At 67.8% G+C, this 14,473-nt stretch carries 14 protein-coding genes; 5 read left to right on the top strand and 9 right to left on the bottom strand.

All coding sequences use genetic code 11. The annotated features are described in order from the left end of the window. Window positions 1–823 precede the first annotated feature (823 nt). The 4 genes from NR101_RS12695 to NR101_RS12680 form a co-directional block, all read right to left on the bottom strand. The gene (locus NR101_RS12695; protein WP_256775669.1) at window positions 824–1,606 is read right to left on the bottom strand and encodes a serine/threonine protein phosphatase; all 783 of its coding nucleotides are present in this window, start codon (window positions 1,604–1,606) and stop codon (window positions 824–826) included. A gap of 74 nt (window positions 1,607–1,680) precedes the next feature. After that, a complete protein-coding gene (locus tag NR101_RS12690) occupies window positions 1,681–2,658 on the bottom strand; it encodes a beta-ketoacyl-ACP synthase III (RefSeq protein ID WP_256775668.1) in 978 nt (325 codons plus the stop codon). 90 nt (window positions 2,659–2,748) lie between these two features. Next, window positions 2,749–2,946 carry a 50S ribosomal protein L32 gene (rpmF, locus tag NR101_RS12685; protein ID WP_017357626.1) on the bottom strand — a complete coding sequence of 66 codons (198 nt, stop codon included), beginning with the start codon at window positions 2,944–2,946 and terminating at the stop codon, window positions 2,749–2,751. Between the two features lie 108 nt (window positions 2,947–3,054). Further along, window positions 3,055–3,564: a YceD family protein gene (locus NR101_RS12680; RefSeq protein WP_256775667.1), complete on the bottom strand. Its 510-nt coding sequence runs from the start codon at window positions 3,562–3,564 to the stop codon at window positions 3,055–3,057. A 114-nt stretch (window positions 3,565–3,678) separates the two neighbouring features. On the opposite strand from NR101_RS12680, the gene NR101_RS12675 reads away from it, so the two are divergent. Next, the gene (locus tag NR101_RS12675; protein ID WP_256775666.1) at window positions 3,679–4,251 is read left to right on the top strand and encodes a Maf family nucleotide pyrophosphatase; all 573 of its coding nucleotides are present in this window, start codon (window positions 3,679–3,681) and stop codon (window positions 4,249–4,251) included. Window positions 4,252–4,272: 21 nt separating this feature from the next. Here NR101_RS12675 and NR101_RS12670 read toward each other — a convergent pair whose 3' ends face one another. Continuing rightward, on the bottom strand, window positions 4,273–6,114 hold the full coding sequence (locus NR101_RS12670; RefSeq protein WP_256775665.1) for a glycosyltransferase family 39 protein: 1,842 nt from the start codon (window positions 6,112–6,114) through the stop codon (window positions 4,273–4,275). A gap of 67 nt (window positions 6,115–6,181) precedes the next feature. On the opposite strand from NR101_RS12670, the gene NR101_RS12665 reads away from it, so the two are divergent. Genes NR101_RS12665 through NR101_RS12650 form a run of 4 tightly spaced genes read left to right on the top strand, consistent with a single transcriptional unit; the run spans window position 6,182 to window position 10,557 of the window. Then, window positions 6,182–7,108 (top strand): AAA family ATPase, encoded by a 927-nt coding sequence (locus NR101_RS12665; RefSeq protein WP_256775664.1) that lies wholly within the window; start codon window positions 6,182–6,184, stop codon window positions 7,106–7,108. 38 nt (window positions 7,109–7,146) lie between these two features. Further along, a complete protein-coding gene (locus NR101_RS12660; protein ID WP_256775754.1) occupies window positions 7,147–8,088 on the top strand; it encodes a DUF58 domain-containing protein in 942 nt (313 codons plus the stop codon). Continuing rightward, complete coding sequence (locus NR101_RS12655) at window positions 8,081–10,033, top strand: DUF3488 and transglutaminase-like domain-containing protein (protein ID WP_256775663.1); 1,953 nt, start codon at window positions 8,081–8,083, stop codon at window positions 10,031–10,033. The genes NR101_RS12660 and NR101_RS12655 overlap by 8 nt, the downstream gene beginning before the upstream one ends. Beyond that, window positions 10,030–10,557: a Slp family lipoprotein gene (locus NR101_RS12650; RefSeq protein WP_256775662.1), complete on the top strand. Its 528-nt coding sequence runs from the start codon at window positions 10,030–10,032 to the stop codon at window positions 10,555–10,557. Before NR101_RS12655 ends, NR101_RS12650 begins: the two co-directional genes overlap by 4 nt. 208 nt (window positions 10,558–10,765) lie before the next feature. Here NR101_RS12650 and NR101_RS12645 read toward each other — a convergent pair whose 3' ends face one another. From NR101_RS12645 to dnaX, 4 genes are all read right to left on the bottom strand, one after another. Further along, window positions 10,766–11,125 (bottom strand): histidine triad nucleotide-binding protein, encoded by a 360-nt coding sequence (locus tag NR101_RS12645; RefSeq protein ID WP_256775661.1) that lies wholly within the window; start codon window positions 11,123–11,125, stop codon window positions 10,766–10,768. 315 nt (window positions 11,126–11,440) lie between these two features. Continuing rightward, window positions 11,441–12,040 (bottom strand): recombination mediator RecR, encoded by a 600-nt coding sequence (gene recR, locus NR101_RS12640; RefSeq protein ID WP_256775660.1) that lies wholly within the window; start codon window positions 12,038–12,040, stop codon window positions 11,441–11,443. 99 nt (window positions 12,041–12,139) lie between these two features. Continuing rightward, the gene (locus tag NR101_RS12635; RefSeq protein WP_256775659.1) at window positions 12,140–12,460 is read right to left on the bottom strand and encodes a YbaB/EbfC family nucleoid-associated protein; all 321 of its coding nucleotides are present in this window, start codon (window positions 12,458–12,460) and stop codon (window positions 12,140–12,142) included. Between the two features lie 6 nt (window positions 12,461–12,466). Beyond that, window positions 12,467–14,419, bottom strand: coding sequence for a DNA polymerase III subunit gamma/tau (dnaX, locus tag NR101_RS12630; protein ID WP_256775658.1), 1,953 nt, complete (start codon window positions 14,417–14,419; stop codon window positions 12,467–12,469). Window positions 14,420–14,473 lie beyond the last annotated feature (54 nt).

Genomic DNA, 14,473 nt, shown 5'->3' with positions numbered 1-14,473 from the left:
GGGTGCGGGACACGCCGAGAATCCATCCCTGGGGGCTCGCATGCGCCATCCATGGCGCATGACGGTCCCGCACCGCGGCCCACCGCAGCCCTGCCGAGGATGGTCGGAACACCTGGAAAGACCAACGCCGGGCAGCGGCCTTCGTTTGGGGCTGGAGGTGCCGAGCATGGCTCGGCACTACCCTCTCCCCAAATGACTGGCAGACCTGCCTTACTGAGACTCGGCGACGCTGAGGCGAAGTGCCCTTGATCGCCCACCCACGCCAGCCCTTGCAGTCCTGGCCGGTGCGCAGGCGAGATCCAGAGTGGAGCAGCGGCCTTCGTTTGGGGCTGGAGGTGCCGAGCATGGCTCGGCACTACCCTCTGCCCAAATGACGGGCAGGCCTGCCGTGCTGAGATTCGGCGACGCTGAGGCGAAATGCCGTTGATCGCCCACCCACGCCGGCCCTTGTGCGCAGGCGAGATCCAGAGTGGAGCAGCGGCCTTCGTTTGGGGTTGGAGGTGCCCAGCATGGCTCGGCCCCACCCTCTCCCCAAATGACGGGCAGGCCTGCCGTGCTGAGACTCGGCGAAGCCGAGGCGAAGTGCCGTTGATCGCCCACCAGCACCGACCCACTGTCGGGGGTCGGTGTGGGTGGGTTGGCGGGACCGTCGGGCGCCATGGATGGCGCACGCGAGCTTACAGGGACGTACTTGCAGCGTGTCCCGCCAACCCACCCACACCGACCCGAACACGAAACCACGAGCAATGACGCTTCGGCTCCGGCTTCGGCTCCAGCTCCAGCTCCAGCTCCACAGCCTTGCCCCTGAAAAAGAAAACCCCGATCACACCAGCAACTGCAGAATGTCCAGGTCGCCGTCGGAGAAGAAGTCGAAGCAGATCACCGCCAGCATCAGCATGCCCAGCGTCGTGGCCCCGTGCACGATCAGGATCGCGTGCGCCAGCGACCGCGCCGACCGGCCGAGCTTCATGCTCGCCCGCGCCAGACCCTGCAACCGCCCGGAGACCGCGTGCGCGTGCGCCAGCACCGGCGCCTGCACCCCGTCCATCGCCTCGGACATCAGCTGCTGCAGCCGCTGCGGACGGTCCTCGTAATACTTGGCCACCCCATAGCCGAACATCAGCCAATCGCGCGCCTGCGCCTGGTCCAGCGCCATCACTTCCAGCGGGTCTTCCTCGAAATCGATGAACCCCACCCGCGTGCCGTCCCAAGTCAGATTGCGCGGCAACGGCTGGCCGAAATACGCGCCCTTGCCATGCGCAGCAGCGATCGCCTGCATCGCCGCCGACACCAGCCGGTCACGGCCGGTCTCGTCGGCCTGCCGCAGACAGGTATTGAACGAACTGCCGTTATCCTCCAGCACCAGCGCCGCGTGACCGCTGCCGATCACGTGCGGCACGTTCACCCCCTGCGCAGACAGCTCCGCCAGGCGACGCGCTTCGGTCTTCCTGGCCGCGTCACCGCCACGGTGCGGCGGCGGACGCAAGGCATCCAGCTGGAAACGGTGTGCAACGAAATTGAGCAGGCCCAAGGCGACTGCGCGGCTTCCTTCGCCGTACTGCTTCAGCCAGGCGCGTTGCCCTTCAATGACGATGGGCTCAACCATGACGGATCTCCTAAAATGCAGACGGCCCCAAAAGGGGCCGTAACGACAACGTCACGCTGTCGTAACCAGCACTATCAATAGCGCAGCAGCGCCGAACCCCACGTGAAGCCACCGCCGAACGCTTCCAGCAACAGCAACTGGCCGCGCTCGACGCGACCGGAGCGAACCGCCACGTCCAGCGCCATCGGCACCGACGCCGAGGAGGTGTTGCCGTGCTTGTCCACCGTCACCACCACCTGGTCCATCGACATCTCCAGGCGCTTGGCCGTGGCTTCGATGATGCGCAGGTTGGCCTGGTGCGGAATCAGCCAGTCCAGGTCGTCCTTGGTCAGCGCATTGGCTTCCAGGGTTTCATCCACGACCGAGTCCAGCGCCTTGACGGCGTACTTGAACACGTCATTGCCCTTCATCAGGATCGCGCCACGGGCGTTTTCGCCCTCGCCGAAACCGGCCGACACACCGACCGGATTCCACAGCAGCTCTTTCTTGCTGCCGTCCGAATGCAGGTGGGTACTGAGGATGCCGGTCTCTTCGTCGGCCTTGAGCACGACCGCGCCGGCACCATCGCCAAACAGCACGCAGGTGGTGCGCTCGGTCCAGTCAACGATCCGGGTCAGGGTTTCCGCACCGATGACCAGCACATGCCGTGCATCACCGGAACGAATGAATTTGTCGGCCACGCTCAACGCGAACACGAAGCCCGAACAGGCCGCGTTGACGTCGAAAGCGGGGCAGCCGGTCGCACCGAGCTTGGCCTGGATCAGGCACGCGGTGGACGGGAAAATCAGATCAGGCGTGGTGGTACCCACCACGATCATGTCGAGCTGCGAAGCGTCGATACCGGCCGCTTCAAGCGCACGTACCGCAGCGTGGTAGCCGAGGTCGCTGGTGGTCTCGTTCTCGGCCGCGATGTGCCGTTCACGAATACCGGTGCGCGATTGAATCCACTCATCGCTGGTGTCGACCATTTTCTCCAGATCCTGGTTGGTCAACACTTTTTCGGGCAAATAACTACCGGTGCCCGCGATCCTCGAGTAGATCCGCTTGCTCATTGCATGTCCTGCTGTACACGGCCGTCAACAGTGACAGCCGGGAAGAAAGGAGTAAAGGCCGCTGCCCGACCGGGCAGCGGCCCTCACGAATCAATCTTCTTCGACGGCCGAGTTCGACTTGGTCGTGATCACCTTCTTGCCACGGTAGAAACCGTCAGCGGTGATGTGGTGACGCAGATGCACTTCACCGGTGGTCGGATCGGTGGACAGCTGCTTGGCGCTCAGGGCGTCATGCGCACGGCGCATACCGCGGCGGGACGGGGTGACACGGGATTTCTGCACAGCCATGGGATTGCTCCAAACTCGGTTCGTTTTGCTTCGTCGTATCGTCGCGCAGGACGCCAGCGCCCAGCACAGTTTTCGCTTTCGCCGCAGCCGCCGACGACAATCCGGCTGCTATTGTTTTTTCAGTGCCGCCAACGCCGCGAACGGATTGGCCTTGCTGATTTCTTCTTCGGTCGGTGCCCAGTCCTGGTCCACGGCCTCACCATCGGGAGACAACGGCACGACGGGCACGGCCAGAACGAGTTCGTCCTCGACCAGTTCCAGCGGTCGCAGCATGCCGTCTTCCGGCACGAGCCACGGCTCCCACCCTTCCGGCAGCGAGGATTCTTCCTCTTCGCTGCGGATCAGGCCGAGCCGCTGCACCATCGAGACCGGCAACAGGAATCGCTGCAGGCTGCGCTGACAGATCAGCGGCAACGCGGTGTCGATGGACAGTTCCACATAGGATACCCGCAGGATGTCGTCGTGCGCGAATTCCAGTGCATAGGTGCACGTTCCTTCGGTATCGGCGACAAGGCCTTGCAGGCGAGTCAATTGCGCTAGATTCACCTGGCCGTCGAAGCGCCTTCGCGCTGCAACCATCCGCCAAGCATCCAGCATTTCGGGCACGTTTGCGGACATAAGCCGCTGAATGTTAAGGATCGTCCGGGCCGCTGTCAAATACCTGCGCAGTCAGGTTGCCGATCCCCGCCGGAAGGGCCCAGACTGCCGGCCTTCCGTGACCGGTATTGTCGCATGACCCCGCTGCTGCTTGCCTCTACCTCCCGCTACCGCCGCCAATTGCTGGAGCGCCTCGGCCTGCCCTTGGAGACCGCCCGCCCCGACGTGGATGAGACCCCGTACCCGGACGAAGCCCCGCGGGTCATGGCGGTGCGCCTGGCGCGGGCCAAGGCCGAGGCGGTCGCCCGGGCCCATCCCGGCCGCTGGGTGATCGGCTCGGACCAGGTGGCGGAACTGAACGGCGCCCCGCTGGGCAAGCCGGGCACGGCCGAGCGTGCGCAGGCGCAGCTGGCCGTGATGTCCGGGCAGGTGGTCCAGTTCCATACCGCCATCAGCCTGATGCGCGACGGCGAGGTCCTGCAGGCCTGCGACCTGACCCGGGTGCACTTCCGTGTCCTGGATGCGGCTGAAATCGCGCGCTACGTGGCCGTCGAGCAGCCGTTGGACTGCGCCGGCAGCTTCAAATGTGAAGGCCTGGGCATCAGCCTGTTCGAGGCAATCGAGAACCGCGACCCGACCGCGCTGGTCGGGCTGCCCCTGATCGCACTGAGCCAACTGCTGCGCCAGGCGGGCTACACCCTGCCCTGAGCCCGCATCCACCCGCCGCACTCAGCGCTCGGGCACCTGCAGCGCCTGTTCCTGCCACGTCTCGACGCTGCCATCGCGGCCATGCAGCCGCAGGCCCAGCCAGTGCTTGCCCGGGGCCAGCGCGCGCGTATCGATGCGCGCGTCGAAGCCCACGTTGGGATGCTGCGGGTCGTTGGAGATCGTCCAGAAACTGGTGATGTCGTAGGCGCGGCCATAGGTGGCCTCGGCAGCCGGCTTGCCATCGACCAGCACGTCCACCCGCGACAGCCCCACCCCGTCCTTGAATGCCCAGCCACGCACGTCGAGCAGTCCGTTGACGTGCGCGTTGGGTTGCGGCGTGTCGATCCAGGCCATCGCCGGGGTCACGCAGGGCCCGGAGGCCTGCCCGGCCGGCAGCTTGAACAGCAGGAACCGCTGGAAGCCATGGTCGTTGCTGACCACGCGCGGCGGCGGCAATGGCCCTACCTGTGCGCAGACCTCGTGATAACGCTGCAGCAGGTCGCGGTAACGCTGGTCGCTGGGCGACAGCACCAGCAGCATCGGTGCCTTGCGCGGGCCCTCGTGTAGCAGCCCCCACAGCCCGAGCTGCGCGGTGCGGCCGTGCTTGTCGTTGAGCGGATGGCGCAGCACGTCGATCGACGGATCCCGCAGCTGGAAGCCCAGCTCGGCGCCCACCTTGAAGTTGCCGGCGAGCACGCGGGTACCGGGCGGCATGGTCTTCAGCTCGTCGCGCACCGCCGCCGCCAGTGGCTCCCAACCGGCGAAGTTGCGCGGATAGTATTTGTCCCCCGCCAACTGCTCGCGCAGGCTCGGCGTGGACGCCATCAGGTAGTAGCCGAACGCCAGCGCCAACCCGCCTCCGGCCAGCCACCAACCGGTGCGGCGCAACCAGCGCGGCCATCCGTTGAGCACCACCGGCACCGCCACCAGCAGCGCCAGGTAACCCGGCAGCGGCCAGTGGAAGCTGATGCGCTCCACGTCGGTGAAGAAGCCCAGGCCGAAGATCGACAGCGTCGACACCGCACCGACCAGGCCGAAGTAACGCCACTGCGCGCGCGCCCCACCGCCGGAGCGGGTACCGGCCAGTGCCACCTTCCACATCGCCATGCACAGGATCGGGGTGACCAGCATCGGCTGGATCACCAGGAACCACAGACCGCTCCACTCGAATGCCCACGGATGGCGTTCGACCACCTGGAATTTCAGCCCGGCATCATGGTTGTCCGCATTCCACGACAGCAGCGGCAACCACGCCAGCACACCCACCGCCAGCGCCACCCAGACCCGCGGATCGCGCAGCATGCGCCGGCCCTGTGGCAACAGCAGCAGCGCGATGAAGCCAACCACGATCACGCCGATGAAACGGTAATGGCTGAGCGCGCCAATGGTCAGGCCCAGCCCCAGCTTCACCGCAGAGGCGGCATCGACGGTACGCAGCAGGCGTGCGCCGGCATCCAGGCACAGCACCGCGGCCAGCGCCATCGGCACATCCGGCACCGCCAGCATGCCCAGCGTGCCCGACAGCGGCATCAAAACGGTCAGGCTGCCGGCCTGCCAACCGGCCACCGCACCGAACCAGCGGGCAGCGATGCGGGACACCAGCCACGGCAATGCCGCACCGATGGCCAGGAACGGCAGGCGCAGGGCCAGTACATGCGTGCCGCCCAGCTCCACGCCGAGCCGCGACAACCAGGCCGTCAGCCCGGGAAGATCGGAGTAGGCCGCGGCCAGGTGCTGGCCTTCCTGCCAGTAGAAAGCCTCGTCCACGAACAACGGCAGACGCGCGGCGACCACCAGCTTCACTGCGGTGATCAGCGTCCACAACAGCAGAAAAATTGTGCGTGCGCGTTGTTCGCCCTGCATTGCTCTATAGAATCGAAAGGAACATCGACACGAGACGGACATGGAAAATTCGCCCCACGTGCCAGCCATGCTAACCGATGTACTGCGACAGGCTCTTCGCAGCGCCCAGGACCAGGTCAATGGTCTGGTGCTGGGCAAGGTGCACGAAGTGCGGCTGGCGTTCGTCGCGCTGCTGTCCGGCGGCCACCTGCTGATCGAAGACCTGCCCGGCCTGGGCAAGACCACGCTGGCCCATGCGATGGCTTCCAGCCTGGGACTGGGCTTCCAGCGCGTGCAGTTCACCTCCGACCTGCTGCCTGCCGATGTGCTCGGCGTCTCGGTTTACGAGGCGGCCAGTCGTCAGTTCCAGTTCCATCCGGGCCCGGTCTTCACCCACGTGCTGCTGGCCGATGAAATCAACCGCGCGCCGCCACGCACCCAGAGCGCCCTGCTCGAAGCGATGGCCGAGCAGCAGGTGACGCTGGACGGGGTGACCCACCCGCTGCCCGATCCGTTCTTCGTGATCGCCACCCAGAATCCGGTGGATCTGTCGGGTACGTTCCCGCTGCCGGATTCGCAGCTGGATCGGTTCCTGCTGCGGCTGGCGCTGGGCTACCCCAATGCCGAATCCGAACGCGAACTGCTGCGCGGCACCGACCGCCGCCACCTGATCGCCCAGGCCACGCCGCGGCTGGACGATGCGCAGGTGCGCGCGCTGCGCGAGGCGGCCATCCAGGTGCATGCCAGCGAGGCACTGGTGCATTACGTGCAGGCGCTGCTGACCCGCAGCCGGCAGCATGCGGGCGTGCGCGTGGGGCTGTCGCCGCGCGCCGGGCTGGCGCTGCTGCGCGCGGCCAAGGCGCATGCCCTGCTGCTGGGGCGCACGCATGTGGTGCCCGAGGACGTGCAGACCTTGTTCGTGGCCGTCGCCGGCCACCGCCTGGTGCCCGAGGCCGAGGCCAACACCGGGCCGGCGCTGGCCCGCGCGATCCTCCAGACCGTGCCGGTGGATTGAGCATGCGCCGCGGCTGGGGAGACCGCTTGAAGCATGCGATGTTGCCGGCCAACAACGGCCGGCCCTACACGCGACCGCGCCAGCCGGAGGCGTTGCCGCGCCGGCTGGACCGGCGCCGCATCTACGTGCTGCCCACCCGTTTCGGCCTGTTCGTGGCCGCGCTGCTGGCGGCGATGCTGCTGGGCGCGCTGAACTACAACAACAACCCGGCGATGCTGTTGGCCCTGCTGCTGGCCACCGTGGCCATTGCCAGCACCATCAGCGCGCACCTGCAGCTGTCGGACCTGCAGATCGATGCGGTCTCGGCCGAGCCGGTCCACGCCGGGCAGCCGATGCGCCTGCGCATCAGCCTGTCGCGCCGCGATGCACGCGCGCGTCGCGGACTGGAAGTGGCGCATGCGCAGGCCGTCGCGTTCGGCCATCTGATCGACAGTGAGCAGATCGAAGTGGACTTGATGCTGCCCACCGAACGCCGCGGCTGGCTCGACCTGGAGCGGATCCGGATTTCCACCACCCAGCCGCTGGGACTGGTACGGGCGTGGTCGTGGGTGTGGCCGGATGCGCCGCTGCTGGTGTATGCGGCACCGGCGACACAGGCACCGCCGCTGCCCGAGAGCGGCGGCGATCCCCTGCATACCCGCGTGCGTGCCAACGGCGATGAGCTGCACCAGCTGCGCCCGTATCGCGCGGGCGACCCACAACGCAGCATCGCCTGGAAACACTCGGCGCGACGCGACACCCTGCTGGTGCGCGAGTACGAACAGGCGGTCGGCGTGGATGTGCTGCTGGACTGGCGGCAGCTGTCATCGCTGCCGGTCGAAGCGCGCATCGCGCGACTGGCGCGCTGGGTCGACGTGGCCGAACGCGACGGCCGCCGCTACACCCTGCAGTTGCCCGGGCAACCGGTGCTGGGGCCGGGCAACGGCAGTGCCCACCACCACCTCTGCCAGCGCGCACTGGCGCTGATGCCGCATGGCTGAGCCGACCTCCCCCGCGTTGAGCGCCAGCGCACGTCACTGGACCCTGGCCAGCGCCGCGCTCGGTCTGGTCCCGCTGCTGCTGCAGCTGCCCAACCTGTTGGCGGCCATCATCGGCGTGGTGGCGTTGGCAACCGCGCTGATATCGCGCCAGCGCGTGCTGCCCGCGCCGCTGCGGCTGCTGCTGGTCATGGGCATGCTCGCGGCCATTTACTGGCAGATGGGCGCCCGCCCCGGCCGCGATACCGGCTGCGCGCTGCTGGCGGCGATGCTGGCCCTCAAATCCAGCGAGCTGCGCAGCCTGCGCGATGCCCGCAGCCTGCTTGGTTTCGCGTTGTTCGCACCGTTCGCCGCGTTCCTGCTGGACCAGGGCCCGCTCACCATGGGCCTGGCGGTACTGGCTGCGCTGACCGCCTTGCTGGCGCTGCAGCGCCTGGCGCATGCCGAAGGCCAGGCCCCGAGCCCACGCCTGGGCGGCCAGATGCGCAGTGTCGGGCGGCTGATCGCGCTCGGGTTGCCGCTGGCGCTGGCCGGGTTCTGGCTGTTCCCGCGGCTGGCCGAACCGTTGTGGGGCATCCCCGAACGCGCGGTCGGCAAGCCGGGGCTGTCCGACCGGATGGACCCGAGCCAATGGCTGGACCTGATGGCCGACGACAGCCCGGCGCTACGTGTGCAGTTCTACGGCGCCGTGCCGGCACCGCAGCAGCGTTACTGGCGCGGCCCGGTGATGACCCACTTCGATGGCCGGGTCTGGGAGCGCGACCGTGGCAGCCAGAGCCGGCCGCCACCGGCGGTCACCCAGGGCGGTCCACGCTGGGACTACCAGATCGACTACGAGCCCACCGACCGCCGGCAGCTGGTGGCGCTGGACCTGCCGCTGCTGGCACCGCCTGGCAGCGACCTGGATGCCGACCACAGCCTGCGTAGCCGCAGCAGCCTCACTGCACTGACCCGCTGGCGGATGCAGTCGGCACCGGCCACCGCCTATGCCAATGACCTGTCGCGCTACCAGCGGCAACAGGCGCTGCAGTTGCCGGCGGGCTTCAATCCGCGCACCGCCACGCTGGCCCATCAGTGGCGCGCCGAGGCCGGCAATGACGACGCCGCGATCGTGAACCGTGCGCTGGGATGGATCCGCGCGCGCTTTGCCTACACCTTGGACACGCCCCTGCTGGGACGTGATGGCGTGGATGCATTCCTGTTCGACCAGCAGGCCGGCTACTGCCAGCACTTCAGCTCGTCGTTCGTGGTGCTGATGCGCAACGCCGGCATTCCCGCGCGGGTAGTGACCGGCTTTGCCGGTGGCACCCGCAACCGCTACGGCGACTACTGGGTGGTGCGGCGCATGGATGCCCACGCCTGGGCGGAAGTGTGGTTGCCCGGACGCGGCTGGGTGCGCGTGGACCCAACCGCCGCGGTTGCGCCCGAACGCATCTACGACACCCTGGAAGACCGTCTGCAGGCTGGCGGTGACGTAAGCACCCTGGAAGGCCGCTGGATGCAGTTGCGCCAGGCCAGCGACTGGCTGCGACGCGGCTGGAACGACCTGGTGCTGTCCTTCGACGCGTCGCGCCAGCAGCAACTGCTGCGCCCGCTGGGCATCGACAAGCTCGAGCCGACGCAGCTGATCGTCGTTTTCACCCTCTTCGCACTGGCCGCGCTAGGGTGGATGGCATGGCTGCTGGGCCGTGGCGAACGCGAACGCGATCCGCTGCTGCGCGCCTGGCACCGGCTGGGACGCCGCTACGCCAGACGCGGCCTGGCCCGCGACCCTGCCGAACCTGCCAGCCAGTGGGCCGAGCGCATCCACCGGCAACGCCCCGATCCGGCGCTGCTGTCGCTCAGCAGCCGTTTCGTTCGCGCGCGTTACGCTGGCGCGGACGTCGACCTCACTTCATTATTGCGCGACCTGCGCAGGCATCGCCCGTCCTCCGGAGCATCCCCATGAAGATCCAGATTCTGCTTCCCCTCGCTGCTTCGCTGGCGCTGGCCGCCTGCGCGACCGCGCCCAAACCGCTGCAAGGCCAGTTCAGCATGGTCAGCCCGCGCGATGCGGTGCCCACCCAGCAGGTAGGCACTCCGGTGCGCTGGGGCGGACGCATCATCGAGACCAATCCGGGGCAGGGTCAGACCTGCTTCCAGTTGATCTCGCGCCCGCTCAACGGCAGCGGCCGCCCGAGCACCACCTCGGCCGACGCCAGCGACGGCCGCTTCATCGCCTGCCGCGCCGGCTTCTACGATCCGGCCGTGTTCGAGCCGGGCCGCGATGTGACCTTCATCGGCAAGATCGCCGGCTACGAGAACACCCGCATCGGCGAGTACGACTACCGCCTGCCCAAGCTGGATGCCGACGTCATCTACCTGTGGCCGGAAGTGCGCCAGGTCGATGTGGTGCCGGCCTACCCGTATGGCCCTTGGGGCGGTCCGGGCTGGGGCCCGGGTTGGGGCTACCGCGGCTGGGGCTGGTGGTAACTGGCTAGGTACCGACCGTTGGTCGGTATGCCTTGAAGAAAAAGCCGCCGAAGGGCGGTTTTTTCTTTGCTTCCCGGTAGAGCCACCCCATGGGTGGCTGCCTTCCGATCAGGCGTCGCGCAGCCAACCGTGGGGTGGCTCTACCCTGGTCTGGCACCGCGCAGCCACCCTTGGGGTGGCTCTACCGGGCAACGTCGCCCTTGGCGCGTCAGGCGTTGGGCGTTCCGAAGTGGCCAAGCGGCGCGCCGGCCAGCAGGTGCAGGTGGATGTGGAACACGGTCTGCCCGGCATGCTCGCGGCAGTTCATGACGATACGGTAGCCGTCCTGCGCGAATCCTTCCTGACGCGCGTAGTCGGCCGCGGCCAGGGCCAGCTTGCCGATCAGGTGCGCCTGCGACGGCTGCACGTCGTCCAGGGTCTTAATCGCCTCGTTCTTGGGAATGAACAGCACATGCACCGGCGCCTGCGGGGCGATGTCCTTGAAGCCGAGCACTTCGTCGTCTTCATAGACGATGCTGGCCGGGATTTCGCGGCGGATGATCTTGCCGAACAGGGTGTCTTGGCTCATGGGGCACCGTTTTGAACAGGGGGCTGGAGCTTAGCGCGGATGATCGCCTGGATCATTGCCGCGCCTTTCGCGGGCAGCCGACCATGGGTCGGCTCTACCATGTGGATGCATCGCGAGGCCAGCCGACCATGGGTCGGCTCTACCGTGTGGATGCATCGCGTGGCCAGCCGGCCATGGGTCGGCTCTACCGTGTGGATGCATCGCGTGGCCAGCCGGCCATGGGTCGGCTCTACCGTGTGGATGCATCGCGTGGCCAGCCGGCCATGGGTCGGCTTTACGCGTGGATGCTCGACATTGCCGCCCGGTCGCCTGGGGTCATTCCTGCACTTCGGTGCGCGTACCGAAAGCATGCGAGAGCGTGCCACGGTCCACGTATTCCAGCTCGCCGCCCAGCGGCAGGCCCTGGGCCAATCGGCTCGGGCGCACCTTGTGCGTGCGCGCCAGCTGCGCCAGGTAATGCGCGGTGGCTTCGCCTTCGACGGTGGCGCTGGTGGCAATGATCAGCTCCTGCACCTCACCCTGCTGCAGGCGTGCTTCCAGCTGGTCCAGACCCAGTTCGCGCGGCCCCACGCCATCCAGCGGCGACAGACGCCCCTGCAGTACGAAGTACACGCCCCGGAATCCGGTGGCGTGTTCGATCGCCAGGCGATCGGCCGGGGACTCCACCGCGCACAGCTGCTGCCGCTCACGACTGCCGTTGGCGCACACCGCGCAGATCTCGGTCTCGCTGAAATCGCGGCACTGCGCGCAATGGCCGATGCGTTCGATCGCCTTGGCCAGCACCTCGGCCAGCTTCTGGCCACCCACCCGTTCGCGCTCGAGCACGTGGTAGGCCATGCGCTGGGCAGTCTTCTGGCCCACGCCCGGCAACACCCGGAAGGCCTCGATCAATTGTTCGAGCAGGGGCAGGCTCATGGCGGTGTGCTCATCTCAGAAACAAGCGCGCGAAGCCGACAAGGCTTCGCGTCGCGGTCGCCAGCATGGCACCGGGCAGCGCCCGGCGCGGGTACTGGCTCAGAACGGCAGCTTCATGCCCGGCGGCAACTGCATGCCGGCCGTGGCCGAACCCATGCGGTTCTTCGATTCGGCATCGATCTTGTTGGAGGCATCGTTGAACGCGGCCGCCACCAGGTCTTCGGTCATTTCCGCATCGCCCAGGATCGACGGATCGATACGCACCTTGCGGCACTCCTTGGCACCGGTCAGGGTCACGCTGACCATGCCGCCGCCGGCGCTGCCGGTGACTTCCAGCTTGGCGAGTTCTTCCTGGGCCTTCTGCAGGTTTTCCTGCATCTTCTGGGCCTGCTGCATCAATTGGGCGATGTTGCCGCGCATGGTTCTTTACTCATCAAAAGGACGGATGGAATCGGCCACGACCCGGGCGCCGTGCTGCTGGATCAGCAGCTGCACCTGCGGGTCGGCCATGAAGGCGGCTTCGGCCGCCTGTTGCCGCTCGCCACGCTGGCGGTCGGAACGCTGGTGCAGCGTCTCGGCCTCGGCGTTGCCATGTTCGATCACGATCCGCGGGGTCTGGCCCAGCGGCCCGGACAGCGCATCGGTGAGCGCCGCCAGCGAACGGTCCGAACACAGGTACTCAAATCCGGGCGATACCGCCAGTTTCAAGACACCCTGCTGAAAACTGATGAACGCCGCGTGCGCGGCCAGCTGCCGCGACGGACCGTTGAGCTGGCTCTGGGCGACCAGTTCCAGCCAGGCTTCCGGCGAGGCCAGCGTGATCGGTGCACCTGCCGCAGCAGCCTGGGACGGGGCGGCCGACGGCGCGATGGCGATGCCCTGCGGGCGGGGTGTCGGCGACGGGGCGGCCACAGGCGCAGGCGCCGCCTGACGTGCCGCCGGTGCTTCCCAGGGCGCGACCATGGCCGCGTCGGGGCTGGCCATTTCCGCCGCCAGCGCCTCATCGCGATCTTCCGCGCCGCCGTGGTGCCACGGCGGCGGGTCGTCTTCGGGCGCCGGTCCGGCCGGCGGAGCCGCCTTGGACGGGGCGACCTCGGAAACGACCACCGGCGGGGCGACGGGCGGCGCGGCCACCACTGGCGCCGCCGGTGCCACAACGGCAGCGGGCGCGGCGGCGGCGACGACGGTGGCGGTTACGGCCGCGGGTGCAGCCGCCATCCCACTGCCCTGGGGCGCGTTGCCGGAGCCACTGTTCACCTCGGTGCCGGTCCCCGGATCACGCGGTACCGGCGGCACCGCCGCGGCCGGACGGAACGCCAGCATGCGCAGCACGGCCATTTCAAAGCCGGCGCGCGGGCTCGGCGCCAGATACAGGTCGCGACGGCCGCCCAGTGCCATCTGGTACCAGAGTTGCACCACTTCCGGGCGCAGGCGCTGGGCGAAAGCGGCGGCATCGATGCCTTCGCCGTCGGCCTGGGCACCCGGCACCAGCTGCTGCACCTGGATGCGGTGCAGGGCCTCGGCGAGCGCTTCGAGCACGCCACTCCAGTCCGGCGAGAACTCGGCCAGCGCAGCCACCACCTGCAACAGGCGTACGCCGTCACCGTCGGCCAGGGCCTCCAGCATGGCGGCCACCTGGGTGCGGTCGACCGTGCCCAGCATGGTGCGCACCACGTCCTCGCGCAGCGCCCCGCCGGCATAGGCGATGGCCTGGTCGAGCAGCGACAGGCCATCACGCAGGCTGCCGTCGGCGGCCTTGGCCAGCTGCACGATCGCCGTCGGGTCGGATTCGATCTCCTCGGCGGCCAGGATCCGGGTCATCTGGCCCTGGATCTGGTCCTCGTCCAACCGCTTCAGGTTGAACTGCAGGCAGCGCGACAGCACCGTCACCGGCAGCTTCTGCGGGTCGGTGGTGGCCAGCAGGAACTTCACATGCTCCGGCGGCTCTTCCAGCGTCTTCAGCAGCGCATTGAAGGCCGCCTTGGACAGCATGTGCACTTCGTCGATCAGGTAGACCTTGTACTTGCCGCGCGAGGGCATGTACTGGGCGTTCTCGATCACTTCGCGGACGTCGTCCACGCCGGTATTGGACGCGGCATCGATCTCGAGCAGGTCGATGTAACGACCCGAATCGATGTCCAGGCAGGCCGGGCACTGGCCGCACGGGTCGGCGCTGGTGCCCTGCTCGCAGTTCAGCGACTTGGCGAAAATACGCGCGATGGTGGTCTTACCGACCCCGCGGGTACCGGTAAACAGGAACGCATGGTGCACCCGGCCGCTGTCCAGCGCATTGCTGAGCGCACGGACCACGTGTTCCTGGCCCACCAGCTCGGCAAAACGCTTCGGACGCCACTTGCGGGCAAGGACGAGATAGGACATCAGGCCACCGTCTTCATCGGGACGTCCATTGTGCCACGCCTGTCCAGCCCCCCT

This window comes from Stenotrophomonas sp. Ste86, from assembly GCF_024519465.1.
GTDB lineage: Bacteria > Pseudomonadota > Gammaproteobacteria > Xanthomonadales > Xanthomonadaceae > Stenotrophomonas.
This window is presented reverse-complemented; position numbering and strand designations above follow the sequence as displayed.